General features: G+C 70.6%; 11 protein-coding genes. 3 read left to right on the top strand and 8 right to left on the bottom strand.

All coding sequences use genetic code 11. The features are described 5' to 3' along the window. Positions 1-27: 27 nt before the first annotated feature. Both ACZ6O2_RS26330 and ACZ6O2_RS26325 read right to left on the bottom strand, forming a co-directional pair. Positions 28-951, bottom strand: a complete 924-nt coding sequence (locus ACZ6O2_RS26330; RefSeq protein ID WP_466024710.1) for a TrmB family transcriptional regulator — start codon at positions 949-951, stop codon at positions 28-30. Between the two features lie 137 nt (positions 952-1,088). After that, on the bottom strand, positions 1,089-4,796 hold the full coding sequence (locus ACZ6O2_RS26325) for a S8 family peptidase (RefSeq protein ID WP_466024712.1): 3,708 nt from the start codon (positions 4,794-4,796) through the stop codon (positions 1,089-1,091). A 309-nt stretch (positions 4,797-5,105) separates the two neighbouring features. Between ACZ6O2_RS26325 and ACZ6O2_RS26320 the strand changes: the two genes are divergently transcribed. Both ACZ6O2_RS26320 and ACZ6O2_RS26315 read left to right on the top strand, forming a co-directional pair. Continuing rightward, a complete protein-coding gene (locus ACZ6O2_RS26320) occupies positions 5,106-5,492 on the top strand; it encodes a hypothetical protein (protein WP_466024709.1) in 387 nt (128 codons plus the stop codon). A gap of 347 nt (positions 5,493-5,839) precedes the next feature. After that, positions 5,840-7,300, top strand: a complete 1,461-nt coding sequence (locus ACZ6O2_RS26315) for an SDR family NAD(P)-dependent oxidoreductase (protein WP_466024708.1) — start codon at positions 5,840-5,842, stop codon at positions 7,298-7,300. 33 nt (positions 7,301-7,333) lie between these two features. Here ACZ6O2_RS26315 and ACZ6O2_RS26310 read toward each other — a convergent pair whose 3' ends face one another. Next, a complete protein-coding gene (locus tag ACZ6O2_RS26310) occupies positions 7,334-7,480 on the bottom strand; it encodes a hypothetical protein (RefSeq protein ID WP_466024707.1) in 147 nt (48 codons plus the stop codon). A gap of 175 nt (positions 7,481-7,655) precedes the next feature. On the opposite strand from ACZ6O2_RS26310, the gene ACZ6O2_RS26305 reads away from it, so the two are divergent. Next, positions 7,656-9,005, top strand: coding sequence for a GH25 family lysozyme (locus ACZ6O2_RS26305; RefSeq protein ID WP_466024706.1), 1,350 nt, complete (start codon positions 7,656-7,658; stop codon positions 9,003-9,005). 354 nt (positions 9,006-9,359) lie between these two features. Here ACZ6O2_RS26305 and ACZ6O2_RS26300 read toward each other — a convergent pair whose 3' ends face one another. The 5 genes from ACZ6O2_RS26300 to ACZ6O2_RS26280 form a co-directional block, all read right to left on the bottom strand. Next, positions 9,360-11,249: a glycerophosphodiester phosphodiesterase gene (locus ACZ6O2_RS26300; protein WP_466024705.1), complete on the bottom strand. Its 1,890-nt coding sequence runs from the start codon at positions 11,247-11,249 to the stop codon at positions 9,360-9,362. Positions 11,250-11,491: 242 nt separating this feature from the next. Beyond that, positions 11,492-13,639, bottom strand: a complete 2,148-nt coding sequence (locus ACZ6O2_RS26295) for a 2-oxo acid dehydrogenase subunit E2 (RefSeq protein ID WP_466024704.1) — start codon at positions 13,637-13,639, stop codon at positions 11,492-11,494. Positions 13,640-13,653: 14 nt separating this feature from the next. Then, positions 13,654-14,559: a thiamine pyrophosphate-dependent dehydrogenase E1 component subunit alpha gene (locus tag ACZ6O2_RS26290; RefSeq protein ID WP_466024703.1), complete on the bottom strand. Its 906-nt coding sequence runs from the start codon at positions 14,557-14,559 to the stop codon at positions 13,654-13,656. After that, the gene (locus ACZ6O2_RS26285; protein ID WP_350710113.1) at positions 14,556-14,789 is read right to left on the bottom strand and encodes an acyl carrier protein; all 234 of its coding nucleotides are present in this window, start codon (positions 14,787-14,789) and stop codon (positions 14,556-14,558) included. Before ACZ6O2_RS26285 ends, ACZ6O2_RS26290 begins: the two co-directional genes overlap by 4 nt. 71 nt (positions 14,790-14,860) lie before the next feature. After that, positions 14,861-15,886: a 3-oxoacyl-ACP synthase III family protein gene (locus ACZ6O2_RS26280; RefSeq protein ID WP_466024702.1), complete on the bottom strand. Its 1,026-nt coding sequence runs from the start codon at positions 15,884-15,886 to the stop codon at positions 14,861-14,863. Positions 15,887-15,904 lie beyond the last annotated feature (18 nt).

Raw genomic sequence — 15,904 nt, 5'->3', positions numbered from 1 at the left:
TCCTCGACCTGCCCGAGCAGGTCTGGATCAACAAGCCCGAACCGCAACGACAAGCCGCTTAACTCCCGTTGGCCTCAATCCCTTGACACGTTCCGGGTCGGTGAGTCCGGCCAACAGCAGAGCCAGGATTCTCCGGTCCAGCGCTGTGGGGAGGTTGGCGCGTTCGCCATGGGCATCCTCAGTGGTCAGATCACCGGATGTGGAGACGCTGAGCGGATAGGCGTGGCACCACACCAACTCAAACAGCGCGTCCATCGCCGTGAGCAGCCCGGCACGATGCAGCAGCACCGCTCCGGGCTCGTCCCCCGGCGAGACGGTCAACGGCACCAGGCCCAGTTCGGCGTCGGCCAGCACGAGCTTGATCGGCAGAGACTCGGCCACCCGCACCTCGACGCCCATACGCACTGACTCGATGGCCTGGGCAACCGCGCCAGGTTCGCCGAGCACCGCCCGGTCGACCACAACCCGGTAGCGCACGCCTTGGGCCACCATTTCCGACTCCGCCGAATTGGCGCCCATCGGTACGGCAACGGAAGGTGTGGTGACGAAGCTGCGGACCTCGGTTCGGGCGGCGTGCTGCACCTGTGCGAACCGGTGCCGGACCGCCTCGATGCCCGTGACCACCTCGATCAGCTCGCTGATGGTGCGGCCCGCGGTCGCCTTGCGATGCTCCTCGGCGAGCTCGACGAGTGCCAGTTCGGCGGTGCGCAGGGCCGCCTGCCGTTCGCTGATCAACGACCCGAGGGCGACCGCGGGTGGCGCCGCAGCGATACCGCCGTCGGGAGTGGTCTTCACCAGACCGCACGCCATCAGGTGCGCCAGCGCCGCCTCGACGGCCGGCACGGGCAGCTGCAGGACGTTGCTCAGCTCGGCCGGGTTGGCCTGGGCGCGTCCGACGAGCATGCCGTAGACCAGCTCGTCCTCGGGGCTCAGACCCAACGCACCCAGCATCGGCGGTCGCCTCCTCTCCACCGTTTGGTGTGGGGAGAGTACGCGCCACGGTGACGGTCCTTCTACCGCCCGGGATGGCGGGGGGAAAGGCGGGACGGGCCCCGGGACGTCGTCGCCCCGGGGCCCGTAGATCGGTCTCACCGCAGGCCGTACGCCCGGATGATTTCCTGCTTGATGCTGAAGCCGGCGTCGGTCGTGCCGGTGGCCCGCAGCGACACGAAGCCGCCTGGTTGCTTCGCCAGCTTGAGTGCGCCGTTCCACCAGTTGTCGGCATCCTTGCTGAGCGTCACCTGCTGCCAGGTGGCGCCGTCGTCGTACGACACCTCCAGGGTTACCGAGGTGACGTTGCCCGTGCTGGGGCCGCCCCCCGCCTGGGGAGTCGGCTTGAGGCGGATCTGCTCGGTGCTGCCCGCCTTCACGTCGCCGTGCAGGTCGGTGTCGAGCCGGTACTCCATCTGCAGCAGTGCGAACGGCTCGAATCTGTCCGAGTCGTTAGAGCTGGAGATGAAGTCCCACTCGGTGTGCGTACGCGTCGACAGGCGCCACTGTTCGGCCGGGCGGGACGCGTCCAGCACCAGGCGGTACGGCAGAGCCCCAGCCGGCACCGCCTTCCATTGCAGGTCGGACGAGCGCTTGTTCTCGTACAGCAGCTGGTCACCTTGGTAGAGCTTCATGTTGACCGGCACCGATCCCCAATCCAGGTATCCGCCGTGTTCCAGCACGTCAGCCGACGGGCTCCAGGTCTGCACGTTGATGGTCATGAAGTCGCGGTAGCGGCTGTTCTGCACCGCGAATGCCCGGTTGAACGCCGGCCGGATCGCCGGGGCGAACCAGTCCAGCCGGGTGGTGCTGCCCTTGGCGTACGCGTAGCGGTTGGCCACGTCCGTCCAGGTGCCCTGAATGTGCGACTCGGCCCAGACCTGGTCCGGGGTGACCCACTCGGTCCGGGTACCAGGGTGCCACTCCCGCTCGGGGAAGCCGAGGGACGGGGTGAAGGTCAGGTCGTACCGGTATCCGCCGCCCTGCTTCGCCTCCGTGACATTGTGGTAGCGCGCGTCGATCCGGGCGAGATCCTGCTGGCTCGGGTGGTACGTGAGCGGCCGGTCCGGCACCTGGCCGGAGTAGTTGCGGATCAGGTCGTAGACGTAACTCGCGTACGGCACCTGGTTGGTGATCAGCTGCAGCGTGCCGCTCTTGGTCAGACCGATCAGTTGCGCCCCGGCGTCGCGGTGCACGGTGGCGACCGGGATCGGCGACGGGCCCACAGACTCGTTGAGCACGCCGACGTCGTCGTTGACGACCAGCAGCAGCTTCGCCCCGGCGGCCACAGCGGCGGCGGCACGATCCGTGGCGCTGACCGCGTCGCTGCGGGTCACCACCACGGCCTTGCCCTTCACGTCGAGCGTGGCGTACTCGGCTGCCGAACCGGTGCCCGCGTAGACCGTGGGCATGGTTTCCCTGCCTGCGGTGAGCGTGCTTCCCGGCTGGACCGTGACGTCCGTTGGCGGCAGACCAGGGGCGTCCAGACTCAGCATCGGCTCGCCCTTGCGCCACCGGGTGACCATCGTGAACGACCCCTGGGTGACCTGGTCGGTCGGCGTGACGTACAGGTCGTCGTACTTGATTGGCACCAGAAAGCCGGAACGGAAGCTGTCGCCGTTGGCGTACGTGACGGTGTAGTCGAGCTTGCGCTGGCGGTCCTGGCTGCGCTGCGGCGTGGTGGTGTCCAGCAGGCGCGCCTTGCTCGCGTCCAGCACCACCTCGGCGTCGGACCCGTCGAGCACGGTCTCCGGGTCCGTCAGCAGGGCGAGGCCGAGCGAGTCGGCTCGCTCACCCGGGACGTCGAACTGGGTCGAGACGGTGTAGGTGCCCGGCGGCATCCGCAGCACCAACTCACCGGTGACGGTGTACACCCAGGGGTAGACCTCGCCAGCCTTCTTGACTACGACCGTGGACCTGGCGGGCTTGCCGTCCCGGCCGATCAGCTTGACCTTCAGGTCGTAGCGCGCGTCCTCCTTGAGTAGGCCGAGCGTGGTACGCGTGACCGCGGCGCCCGTGGCGGCGTCGGTGCCGACGAGGTAGCCGGTGAATTCGCCGGTGCCGGGCTTGGTCGGGTCGCCGGTGACCGGGATGGCCACGCTGCCGCCTGCGGGCACCGTCACCGAGGAGGCACCCAGCGAGAAGGGACCCGAACCGGCGATGGCGAGGTTCAGGGTCACGCCGGTGCTGCCCACGTTGGTGAACGTCACCGACTTGGTCACCGGGGCGTCGGTGGGCTCGTGCGGCCAGTCGAAGTTGCCGAAGAAGACCGACCCGGTCGCCCGGACGCCCGTGCGTACGGCGGCGGCGACGTCAACCCGGCCGGCGCCCACCTGGTACGGGTTGTACTCCGCGGCCAGGCCCTTCGCGCTGCTCATCAGCGCCTCCTTGAGCTGCGCGCCGGACCAGTCGGGTCGGCGCTGGGCCAGGATCGCTGCGGCGCCCGACACGTGCGGGGTGGCCATCGAGGTGCCGCTGATCGTCCGGTAGGGGCCGGTGCCCGTCGTCATCTGCTGCGAGCGGGCGGCGGTGATGCTGACCCCGGGGGCGGTGATGTCCGGCTTGAGAGCGCCGCTGCGCACCAGCGGACCGGTGCTGGAGAAGGGCGCCAGGCGGTCTTGCTTGTCGACCGCGCCGACCGTCAGGGCGCTGGGCGCCGAGCTGGGCGTGCCGATGCTCTGCGGCCCGTTGTTGCCGGCAGCGATGACGAAGAGTGTGCCGTACTGCGCGGACAGCGTGTCGACCGCGACCGCCATCGGGTCGGTGCCGTCGGAGAGCGTCGGGTCACTCAGGCTCATACTGACGATGTCCGCCCCGGACTCGGCCGCCCATTGCATGCCGGCGAGCACCCAGGAGTCCAGGCCGGAACCGGCGTTGTTGAGCACCTTGCCGACGATGAGATCCGCGCCGGGTGCGACACCCTGGTACGAGCCGCCGGAGGCCGCACCGGTGCCCACGATCGTCGAGGCGACGTGGGTGCCGTGGCCGTTGACGTCGGAGGTGTCCTCGTCCGGCACGAAGCTGACCTTGTCGTCGATCTGGTTGATGAGGTCGGGGTGGCTGGCGTCCACTCCGGTGTCGAGCACCGCGACCTTGACCCCGCGGCCGTCGTACCCGGCGGCCCACGCCTCGGGAGCGCCGATCTGCGGCACGCTCTCCTTGAGGTTGGCGGTGACCCGGCCGTCCAGCCAGAGCTTCGCCATCCCAGCCCCGAGCGCAGGGTTGGACCCGGAGGCTGCCGGTGCGACGGCGGTCCAGAAGGAGCGGGTCTGCTTTTTGTTCACCGCCAGCGCTGCGGCACCGACGCGCCGCATGTCGCGAACCAGCTTCGCGCCCTGCGGCGCGATTAGCTTCGCCGTACGCGTCTTGGCCGGCGCGTAGGTGCTGATCACCGGCATGTTCGCGGTCTTCGCGTCGTCGTAGCCCATCTCGATGAGATCGGTGACGTTGAACAGCCGGCGGTCCAGTTTGTTGCTGGTCAGCAGGGGCAGCGCTTCGTCAGGTAGGACGTACAGGTCATCGCCGCTCTCCTGGAGATGGACGCCGCCGATGGCACTGTCGGGCCGGTCGACATCGACCGTTTCCTTCCCGTCAGCGGAGGTGGTCACCGTGACGACGTCGCCGGTGATCAGGGTAACGGTGTGCGTGGACCTCGTCGCGGCTGCGGGGGCCGTGCCGGGGCTTGCCGCGGTCACGGGCGCCGGGATCGCGGCGATCCCGCCAGCGATCAGTCCGGCCGCCGCAGCAGCGGCGACCAACCGGCGTCGCGCCCGGCCAGGCTCAGAGAACTGCAAGGGGAATGACATGCGAAACGTTCTACCGCCGCCAATAGAGCCAGGTGAATAGCTGGCGCTGGCGGAGTCGCGCCAGGGCACTATTCCGCCACGAGCAGACGCCGGTGCGGGGTGGCGACTTCTGGTCCCATCGGGCGTCGGGTCGGGCGCTGACCGGCCGAACTCGGCTTCGAAGCGGCCGCCAGCGCGGGCCGGCAACCGGAGCCCCATCCGGTACCGGACCGCCTTCACCTGACAGGCCTATCGGTCGAGCTCTGCGGTGAAACGGGCGGCCGGCGTCGGAGTGTTGGGCTGGCTCGTCTCGCATGGGACACTCGCCCGGTGAGCTCAGGTGTTCCGCGTACGGTCAAGGCGGTCGGCACGTCGGAGTTGATCCGGCTCGACGCGGAGGCGATCGATTGCGGGCTGAACCGCAATCACGGTGCCGGATGGCTGGTGGAGTTCGCCGATCCCGAAGCGGTGCACTATCTGCGGCCGGTGCTGGTGCACCGGGCCGGGCACCGGCCTCGGTTTTCGCCGCACTGGCGGTGCATGCTGTTGTTGGCGCTGCGAGACGGCCAGCAGGTCTTTTCCCTGCTGGATGTCCTGCCCGCCACTTTCGAGGACCTGCCCGAGACGCTGGACGCGGCGACGAAGACCGAGATCACCCACCGGCTTGAGCATGGGGGCTTGTTGACGCAGGCGCAGTGGGCCGACCTCAATTCCTGACCCGGGTACCGGTTCGCGGTGACGTGCCGAATCGGCCGATACTCAAGGGGCGATCTATGCGGCAGCGGGCGACTCGGCACTGGAGGGCGACGACGTCGAGCCCGTCGACCTTGGCTGTCATCCGGGAATCGACTCCGGTGGTGGCGGCGCGGCTGGCCTGCCCATGGTCGCCCCGACCTCGGCATGGCTGGATTCGGTAGACCTGGGGCGAGGTTGGCCTCGACGGTCTTTGGGCTGATGAGCAGACGCGGGATGCGTCGGAGGCCGGGCGGTGCGTACAGTTCCGGGTCGGACTTGGGGTGGGCCGGGTAGATCCGGCGCGGGGAACGGGATGAGACAGCGACGGCATGACGGCGGACAAAATTACGGAAACCGGTCAATACGGCATTGACCGCGACCGGCTGGAGACCTGCCTCAGCGTCTTCGAGGCGCTGGAGGACCTGCCTGCCGACCACCCCGACGTGGTGCGGGTGCAACGGGCTACCGCGAGGCTCTACAAGGTGATCAAGCAGCGGCGACGCCAGGAACGGCGGGATGCCATCGTGGCGGCCGACCGCGCGGTGACGGCGGCCACCGCCACCGGTGCCCCGGGCCGGATCGACGACGAGACCCAGGGCATCCCGCTCACCTCCGCCACCGTAGGTGCCACGGCCGGCATCCTGCACAATCCGCGCGGCTGCTACGTCTGCAAGCAGCGCTACCGCGAGGTGGACGCCTTCTACCACCAACTCTGCCCGCCCTGTGCTGCACTCAACCGGGAGCGCCGCAACGCCCGCACCGACCTGACCGGCCGGCGCGCGCTGCTCACCGGCGGCCGGGCGAAGATCGGCATGTACATCGCGTTGCGGCTGCTGCGCGACGGCGCGCACACCACGGTGACCACGCGGTTTCCCCACGACGCGGTCCGCCGATTCGCCGCGATGCCCGACAGCGGGGACTGGCTGCACCGCCTGCGGATCGTCGGGATCGACCTGCGCGACCCCGCCCAGGTGATCGCCCTCGCTGACTCGGTCAGCAGCCAGGGACCACTCGACATCCTGATCAACAACGCGGCCCAGACCGTCCGCCGCACGCCCGGGGCGTACGCGCAACTCGTCGCCGCGGAGGCGGCGGCCCTGCCGGACGGCCCGCTGCCGGAGATGATCACGTTCGCCAAACCGGCCGGCCGGGGCGACCCGGCGAGCAGCCTGACCGCCCCACCGCAGTCGGCCGCGATCCCCCCACAGGCGCTGACCGCACTGGCGCTGGCCAGCGGCTCCGCCTCGCCGGAACGGATCGCGGCCGCCACCGCCATCGACGCCGGCGGTCTGGTGCCGGACCTCGACCCGGTCAACAGCTGGGTGCAGCGGGTGCACGAGGTGGACCCGATCGAGTTGCTCGAAGTGCAGCTGTGCAACGTGACCGCGCCGTTCGTTCTGGTCAGCCGGCTGCGACCGGCGATGGCCGCAGCGACCGCCCGCCGCAAGTACGTGGTGAACGTGTCAGCGATGGAGGGCCAGTTCAGCCGCGGCTACAAGGGGCCGGGGCACCCGCACACCAACATGGCCAAGGCCGCGCTGAACATGCTGACCCGGACCAGCGCCCAGGAGATGCTGGCCGACGGCATCCTCATGACCAGCGTCGACACCGGCTGGATCACCGACGAGCGGCCCCACCCGACGAAGATGCGGCTGGCGGACGCCGGCTTCCACGCCCCGCTGGACTTGGTCGACGGCGCGGCCCGGGTCTACGACCCGATCGTCCGCGGCGAACAGGGCGAAGACCTGTACGGCTGCTTCCTGAAGGACTACGCGTCCTGCGCCTGGTGATCAGCGCGCCCACCCCGCCGTCAGCCCCCAGGCTCAGGCCGACCCGGTCAGCACCGTCGCCCCCGTCCACCACAGGTCCAAGCTGTGGTGGCTGGCGCGGTGGAGTCGCATGGCCAACACGAGGCGCTTGACCGCCTCCACGTCCCGGTAGGCGCCGATGCCGGCCATGGCGGGCGACACCAGCAGAGCCTCGCCGTCGCAGCCGGCGGCTCACGTCGGATCGTCCGATCGAGGTCGGCGCGAAAGGGTTCGATTCGACACCGTGGCGTCTCCGGTCGGGTTTAGCCTGGAAGCAGAGCCGGTCGACGCGATGTCCGACCGGCGTTTTCTTGACGTACGCCCGAAGGAGCGGGGAATGAAGGTTTACCCGGATGTGACCATCGGTCCGGTCGGACGGAAGATTCTGGCGGTCGCGGAAAAGTACCCAAAAGCCAATGAGTTGTACGTGACAAGCGGTTTTCGCGATGAGCCCGGTTCTCACCACAGCGGGCTGTCCTGGGACGGGTCGCCGACGGCGGCGCTCGACTTCGGCGCGTACGACGATCCGGAGCCGAACTCGAAGGACCAGGCCGACATGCGAGACTTCGCGAAGTGGCTCTTCGACAAGTTCCAGGGCGACCTGGCCGAACTGATCCACACCACGCCATTCACGGACGACAACGGCTTTTACATTCAGAACGGCGTGTGGCACAACTTCGACCAGGCCACCATGGCCGCGCACCTGAACCACGTACACGTGGCGATGTCGGAGGCGAGCGCTGACCGCATCCTGGCCAAGCTCGGGGTTTCCGGCCCGCCGGCCCCCGTGGTCGCCGCCGGCGCCGCGGTCCCGCCGGCCCAGCCGGTCGCCCCCGCGGCCGCCGTCGGCACCGAGGTGTGGGGCTGGGACGCCAGCAACCACGACTGGGGCCGCGGCCCGATGGACCTACAGGCGGCCCGCGCGGCCGGAATCAGCTTCTTCACGCACAAGGCCTCAGAGGGAGTGGACTTCAAAGACAGCCACTTCAAGGAGGCCATGGACCGCGCCCGGACAGCCCGAATCCCGGTCCTTGGCGCCTATCACGTCCTGTACCCCGGCGACCCCGAGCGCGAGGCGAAAATCTTCTTCGACTATGTGAAGGCGAATGCGCCGTGGCACGATCAGGTGCCTTTCATGTGGCAGTGCGACGCGGAGAAGTTCGAAAACATGGACCGGGCGCCCAACAGGACCGAGATAATCGCCTTCCTGGATGAGTTGAAACGTCTTGCCGGCGGCAAGGGGTATTTCATCGCGTATGCGCCGCGCTGGCTGTACGGCGATTCCCTCAAGCCGTTCCCATACGACCTGTGGGCGAGCGACTACACCGGCAGCGGCGCCCCACGCCCGTTCAAGGAGCAGTACCAAGGCGTGCCGGAGAAGTCCTGGCAGGCATACAGCGGCAGGAAGCCCACCATCCTCCAGTTCGCCAGCGACGCGGTGACGGGCATCCAGCCGACGACGGACGCGAACAGGTTCGCCGGTACGCTCGCCGACCTGATCAACCTGACCGGGAGCCGGGAGGCGTCGCAGCCGGCACAGCCGATGCCGGTCGTGGCGCCGGCGATGGGCGTCGTACCCGGTGAAGACGGGTTGGCCGGCGCGCTGCGCGGGCTCAGTGAGCTACGGAGCTCCGGTGCACTCACCGCCGAAGAGTTCGCCATGGCGAAGCAGAAGATCCTCCATTAGTAGCGCCCGGCCCCGCTCGTCGCGCTCGTGCGCCAGCTCCGCCAAGTAGGCGTCGAACTCCGCCTCCAACGCCGCGGTCAGCGTCCGCGAGCCCCTCACGAACAAAAGTCATCCAGCAGCGAGACGCCCTCAGATCGCTGCCCGTCCTCGGCGGCTACAGCCAGCTCGTCCACGTGGGCGGCGACGGTGCCGCCTGGGTGAGCTCGCCGTGGGCGGCGAGGAGTTCGCCGGCCAGTTCGCGGTGCCGCTCGCCGAGGGCGGGATCCTTCACGACCGCAGCGGGTTCGGCGTGGGCGAGCGCCCGCTCGCGGCGGCGAGCGGGGAACATTCCCGCCCGCCGCCGTCGTCGTACGGTCAGTCTGCGGCGAGGGCCCGCGCGTCGGCCGCGACGACACGCGCCAGCTCCACCGGGAGCCGCTGGCCGGCCTGCTGGTCGGCGTAGCGGGCCAGCTCGGCGTAGCGGCCCTGGACGAGCAGCGTGCTCAGCGCGGTGCGGGCGCCGTGCTCGACGTCGGAGGTCAGGATCACGTACGCGAGCCCGGCCGGGGTGGCCGCGACGGTGAAGGTGCTGGTCGCCGTCGCCCGGCCGGCCGGTCCGACGGCCTCGGCGCGCAGCGTGTGCCGGCCGGCAGGCAGGGTGGTCAGGTCCAGCGCCACGCCGGGCTCGACCCGCTCGCCGTCGAGGGTGACCGTGACCGTCTCGGCGTGCGTCGTGGTGACGGTGACGGTCGGCGCCTGCGCCCGGTCCAGGGTGGCGCCGTCGGCCGGCGCGCCGATCGCGACGGTCGGCGTGGCGGGCGGACGCTGCGAGTACGCGGCGTTCCAGCCGGCCAGCTCGGCCGGGCGGTTGGTGATGATCCCGTCGACGTCGGCCTGCTCCAGAGCCTGCCACTGGTTCGCCGAGTCGATGGTCCATACCAGGACGGCCACGCCCGCGTCGTGCAGCTCGCGTACCACGCCCGGTCGGGTCAGCAGCGCCGTCCCGCTCGGGTTGTACGCGGTCAGGCCCAGCTCACGGGCGACCGCCACCGGGTCGGCGTCGAGGCTGCTGCGCAGCAGTCCGAGGGGCAGCTCCGGGGCCAGCTCGCGGGTGTGGCGCAGCGCGTCGGTCTCGAAGCTCTGGACGAACACCCGGCCGGTCATCCGCTCCGCGCGGATCACCTCGACGATCCGGGCGACCTCGTCGCGGGTGTGCGCCCCCTTGATTTCCAGCAGCAGGTTGCCGCCCCGGACGCGCAGGTCGGCGAGCTGCTCGGCGAGCGTGGGCAGCCTCTCCCCCGCGTACGACGGCGCGAACCAGGAGCCGGCGTCGAGCGCCTTGAGCTGGGCGGCGGTGAGGTCGCGGATCCGGCCGGCACCGTCGGTGGTCCGGTCCACCGTGGTGTCGTGCAGCACGAACGGCACGCCGTCGCGGGACGGCTGCACGTCGTTCTCGATCCAGTCGGCGTTGGCCCGCCGCGCGGTCTCCTGGGCGACCAGGGTGTTCTCCGGGGCGGCCGACGAGGCGCCGCGGTGGGCGATCACGGTGAGCGGGCTGCCGTCCGGGCGGAGGTAGCCGTTGGGGGCCAGCTCGGTGACTCGCACGTCGTCGAAGGAGACGGTGGCGCCGTTGACCAGGAGTGCCTGCCCGCCGTCGGCGGAGCGTTGCAGGCTGCTGGTCTTCAGCGCCTCCCGCCCGTCGACGAACCAGCGCGCCTGGCTGCCGTGCACCTCCACGGCGACCCGCACTTCCCGGCCGGTGCCGGCGGCGTACGGGCCGGCGCCGGTGTTGGTGACATTCCAGGTGTCGGCGGTGGTGCGCTGGGCGAACTCGAGCCCGTTACTCGCGGTGGTGCCGCTGCGCATCGTGGCGATCCACCACGGGCTCGCGCCGTCGGCGGGCACGTCGAGGCCCAGCGCCGTCCAGCGGGTGGCGGACGCGACGGACTCGAACCGGACGGTCGCCTCGAACCGGAAGTCGTTCAGGTGCCGCCCGAAGGTGATCTTGTTGTTCTGGCTGGAACCGGCGGACGTGCCGTACAGCCGGCCGTTTTCCACCTTCCAGGTGCCGTCGACGGCCCGCCAGCCGGTGGGCAGCCGGCCGGCGGAGAAGTCCTCCGCGACGACCACCGCGCCGGGTTCGGCGGCGGCCGGCGGCGACGGTGGCAGCACGGCGAGCACGCCGGTCGACAGCGTCAGGACGGCGAGCGCGGCGACCGTGCGGCTCGGGTTCCCGGGTGGGAGGTGGGCAGGGCGAGGTGTCATGACCCGGACCGTAGGAACGCCACCGGAACGCCCGACCAACCCGGCGTGGCGGCAGCGCCAACGTCACCTCTCCAACGTGCGACGTATGACGGGCTCCTCCCTGACTTGGTCGACCTCTGATTCGAACGGCGGGGACTTGCACGTCGCGTCGGGCGAGATCGCCGGCGCATGGCGCGCACCTGCGGGAGCCCGTCGCCGGACAGCCGCGTATCCGGTGATGATGCTCGTGTGGGGCTCCACGGTCACCGTTGCAGGGCGACGCTCAGCGCGGCCAGGTACGCCCCGGCCTGCGCCCCGTTGACCAGCCGGTGGTCGTAGGCCAGCCCGAGGTCCGCCATCATCCGCTCGCGCACCTCACCTCCGACGTCCAGCACGACCTCGCGGTGCACGTCGGGCACCGACAGGGCACAGGTGACACCGGGCGGGATGATCGGCTGGGCGTAGATCACGCCGGGGGTGTTGTTGAGCGCGACGAGGAAGTTCATCCCGGCCATGTCGTCCTCGCGTAGCCGGTTGCGCAGCGCCTTCATCCGCAGCTCGACCACGGCGTCGGCGAGGTCGCCCAGGTCCAGCTTCGCCGCGTCGCGGATCACCGGCAGGAACAGCCCGGTGCCGACGTCCACGGTGAGCCCGACCGACGGCTGTGCCGCGTCGATGACCCGGCCGTTCCCGGTGAGCTGGGCGTAGAGGGCCGGGAACTGCTCGTGCAACCTGGCCACGGCAGCGATGACGATCTCGGTCAGGCTGACATCGGCGCCGGTCTCGTCGGCGGCCCGGCGCGCGTACGCGAGGGCGGCGGTCACGTCGACCCGCACGGCGGTGAAGGCAACCGGGATCTCCCGGTGTGAGGTCGCCACCACGTCGGCGATGCGGCGTTGCGGCGGTGGCAGCGGCCGCCCCGGCAGCGCCGGTTGCGTCACCACGGACGGCTCGGCGACCGGGGGCGTCGCAGCAGGGACGGCACCGGCGGACAGGATGTAGCCGATGGTCGAGCCCGGGACGCAGTCGGCCCCGGCGGCGAGGTCCTGGCGCAGCACGCCCGCGTGCGTCGCTGCCAGCTCCTCGACCGCCTTGGAGGTTTCGACCGCGGCGATCGACTGTCCGGTCTCGACAGTGGCGCCGGCCGGGACCAGCCACTCCAGCAGCACATAGCTGTCGTCGTTGTTGTTGAGCTTGGGTACGCTCACCGCGACGCCCTGCTCCGCCGCCCGCGCCTGGCGCAGCCTGGTCAGCGGCGAACCGCTGCGGGGAGCCGGAGCTGCACCAGCGCGTGGCGGCTCCGCGGCCGCCTCGTCAGCGAGCACGACAGCCGGCGCCACCTGCGCCACCACCGTGCCGGGCGTTTCCCAGGGCGACGCAGCCCGATCGCGACTCGCCGCTCCCGACGCGGCAGACTCGCCAGTGGAGTGGTGCATGATCCGTTCCAGGATCGTGTCCGCGCTGAGCAGGACCGCCCGTTCCAGGTGCGGTGCCGACGGGATGATGCTGGCGGCCGAGCTGACAAGCTCGATCGGCCGACGCAGCAGCGGCCACGCGGCGGCGTAGAGCCGGGTGGCGACCTCGCTCCCCCAGGTGCCGCCAGCCGTGCTCTCCTCGGCGATGATCACGCCGTCCGCACCGTCGAGCCGGCCGAGCACGCCGTCGACATCGAAGGGGTAGAGCCGGGCTGGGACCAGCACCTCGACGTTGCGCCCCTGCTCCCACGCCTTCCGGGCGGCGGCGATCGCCCGGTTGGCGACCCCGCCGGGGGCGATGACCAGCGTCGGCGCGGCGGCGGCAGCCGGGTCGTAGACGCGGGCCCAGTTGCGGTCCGCGCCCAGCAGCTCGAAGGCGAGGCGGTCGTCGACGCGGTTGTCCACGTACCTCGGCTGGGTGTAAAGGATCTTGTCCTCGAACAGCATGGACGGTTCGCCGCGGCGCAGCGCGGCGGCGAGCACGTCGGCCGCGTCGTGCAGCGGCGACAGCTCGAAGAGCGCGAGGTGTGGGATGCCGATGAAGTGCTTCTGCACGCTCTGGCTGTGCGTCGGGCCGTAGCCACGCCCACCGCCGACGGGGCAGCGGATCACGACCCGCATCGGGGTGTGCTCGCCGTACATGGCGACGGATTTCGTGAGGAAGTTGATGATCTGGTCGAAGGCGAGGCCGACGAAGTCGGCGAACATGATCTCGACGATGACCGTGTCACCGCAGAGCGCCAGGCCACCCGCCACACCGGTGATGCCGTTCTCGCTCAGCGGTGTCGACAGCACCCGGTCCGGGTAGGCCGTCGACAGGCCCTGGGTGACCTTGAAGGCGCCGCCGTAAGGGTCGACGACATCCTCGCCCAGCAGCCAGGCCCGTTCGTCGGCGGCGAACAGCTCGTGCAGGGCACGGTTGAGGTTCTGACTCATTCGTTCGGCGCGCGTCACCCCACGCCTCCGCCCACCAGGGGCCGGGCCAGCGCCGCGGCCGAGATCTCCGCGACCCGCTGCCGGGCCTGCGCGTCGGCGGCCGAAAACTGCGGCGGGTACGCGGCCGCGTACCGCTTCAGCCAGTCGAGGTGGCGCAGCCGGCGAATCTCGTCGGCCGGGCGGGAGTCGTCGCCCTTGCTGTGCGGGCCGAGCCGGACCGTGTGCTGCACCAGCACGTGCGGCTGCCGGGTGGCGCGGACCCGCTCGATGTGCGGCGCGGCGGCGGCACGTACCTCGTTGAGGTCCAGCGAATCCGACTCGCTGAAGGTGATTCCGAACCCGGCGACCCGGCCGCCGATGGTCCCGGCCAGCTGCTCGGTGGTCGGGGTGGACTGGGCGATCCGGTTGTGCTCGACCACGACCAGCAGCGGCACCCGCCACAGCTGCGCCATGTTGAGCGCCTCGTAGACCGCGCCTTCGCCCCAGGTGCCGTCACCGATGTAGGTCACCACGATCGCGTCCTGCCCGGTGCGGTTGAGGTGCAGCCCCACGCCGACGGCGGCGGGCAGGCTCTCCCCCTGCACGCCGGTGGACAGGAACCGTTCCCGGCGTAGGTGCTGGCTGCCACCGCGTCCATGGCACACCCCGCCCTCCCGGCCGAGCAGTTCCGCCAGCAGGCCGTCCGGGTCAGCGCAGTGGGCCAGGTAGTGCCCGTGCCCCCGGTGGTTGCTGAACACGAAGTCCCGGGTCAGCAGCGGGGCCAGCGCGACCGGGATGTATTCCTGGCCGAGGCAGGTGTGCGTGGTGCCGCTGAGGTGGCCGTCCGCGTACAGGCGGAGCAGTTCCTCCTCGAAGTGGCGGATGAACAGCCCGGTGCCGAGGTCGGCGTCGCTGAGCGGAGACGGCGCGGCGGACGTCATTCGTCGACGCCCCGCTGCGCGAGCAGTTCGCGCAGGTCCGCCACCGACCGAACGGCCCGGATCTCCCGTGGCGTGATGGCGATGCCGTACGCGTCCTCGACCGCTGCGACGATTTGGAGGTGGCGCAGGCTCACCCAGGCCGCTGTGGTCGCGGGACCGGTCTGCGCGTCGACCTGCTCGACCGGCAACGCCAGCACGTCGGCGACGACCCGCACCAGGCGACTGGACATCCAGTGTCCCTCCAGAGTGGATACCAGGCGGCAGCGGTGGCGCGCTGTCAGACCGATCGGGCGATCGATGCTTATACCTCGACGATGGTACAGGCCCAGTGCATGCCCCGGCCCAGCGAAGTCAGCGCGACCCGGTCGCCCTCGCGGAGTTCGCCGGCGGCGAGCAGGCGGCTCAGCCCGAACAACTGGTCCGCCGCACCGAGATGCCCGTGCTCGGCCGCCAGTTCCCGGTTGGTACGCGCCAGCGGGACCCCGTGCGCCTGCGCCAGAGACGCCATGGACCGCTCGTTGTCGCTGACGAGGATCAGGCGCGCCAGGTCGGCGACCTTGACGTCCGCCCGCTCGCAGGCCCGCTCGGTGACCCGCACGGCCCGCTCGTCGAGGTCCCGGGCGAACTGCTCGAACTGCTCGGCGTCGTAGTCGAAGAACTCCATCACGTTCCACACGTCGCGTACTGCGGGCGGCTCGGCACCAGGGCCGAAGGGTGCCGCCGCGCCGCCCACGTCGAGCCGGTGGAACGCGGCGTAGCGGCCGTCGGTGGCGGCCTCCGTGGCGAGCCAGCGCAGCCGGGAATGCCCGCGCCGGGCCACCGTGGCGACGGCGCCGTCGGAGAAGACCATCGGCTGCGTGTCCATCCGGTTCCAGTACGCCTCACAGGTCCGGTTCGCGGCCACCACCAGGGCGTTGGCGTACTGCGGGTGGGTGGCGAACTTGCCCGCGACGGTGTCGAAGCTGAGCACTCCCGTCGTGCACGCCTGAGTGAGCAGTACCGCTTCGGCGTTGACCGCGCCGAGCCGGTGCGCCAGGTCGGCGGCGGCGTCCCAGTAGAGGTATTCGGTGAGGTCGGTGATGGCCAGCACCAGCAGGTCCACCTGCACGGCGGGGAGCGTGGCGGCGTCGAGGGCCTGACGGGCGGCCTGCTCGGCGAGGTCGGTCAGGCCAACCTCCGGCGCGCTGCGGTGCACCTGGCGGTAGCCGTACCCGAGGACCCGGTTCACGTCGTCGGTGTACTGCCCCACCACATCCGCCACCGGTACCGGATCGCCGAGCGCCTCGCCAAACGACACCAGCCCGAAGCTCATCATTGCCCGTCCCACCGCAGGTCCATGGATGCA

It is taken from the genome of Micromonospora sp. NPDC048040, assembly GCF_055587185.1.
The sequence above is the reverse complement of the archived record's forward strand: the minus strand, read 5'-3'. Positions and strand labels throughout refer to the sequence as shown.

Excerpts from the sequence above, each read along its gene's own strand:
- ACZ6O2_RS26285 (WP_350710113.1), bottom strand. The coding sequence starts at position 14,789 with ATGTCCAGTCGCCTGGTGCGGGTCGTCGCCGACGTGCTGGCGTTGCCG.
- ACZ6O2_RS26315 (WP_466024708.1), top strand. The coding sequence starts at position 5,840 with ATGACGGCGGACAAAATTACGGAAACCGGTCAATACGGCATTGACCGC.
- ACZ6O2_RS26305 (WP_466024706.1), top strand. The coding sequence starts at position 7,656 with ATGAAGGTTTACCCGGATGTGACCATCGGTCCGGTCGGACGGAAGATT.
- ACZ6O2_RS26290 (WP_466024703.1), bottom strand. The coding sequence starts at position 14,559 with ATGACGTCCGCCGCGCCGTCTCCGCTCAGCGACGCCGACCTCGGCACC.
- ACZ6O2_RS26300 (WP_466024705.1), bottom strand. The coding sequence starts at position 11,249 with ATGACACCTCGCCCTGCCCACCTCCCACCCGGGAACCCGAGCCGCACG.
- ACZ6O2_RS26325 (WP_466024712.1), bottom strand. The coding sequence starts at position 4,796 with ATGTCATTCCCCTTGCAGTTCTCTGAGCCTGGCCGGGCGCGACGCCGG.
- ACZ6O2_RS26295 (WP_466024704.1), bottom strand. The coding sequence starts at position 13,639 with ATGAGTCAGAACCTCAACCGTGCCCTGCACGAGCTGTTCGCCGCCGAC.
- ACZ6O2_RS26330 (WP_466024710.1), bottom strand. The coding sequence starts at position 951 with ATGCTGGGTGCGTTGGGTCTGAGCCCCGAGGACGAGCTGGTCTACGGC.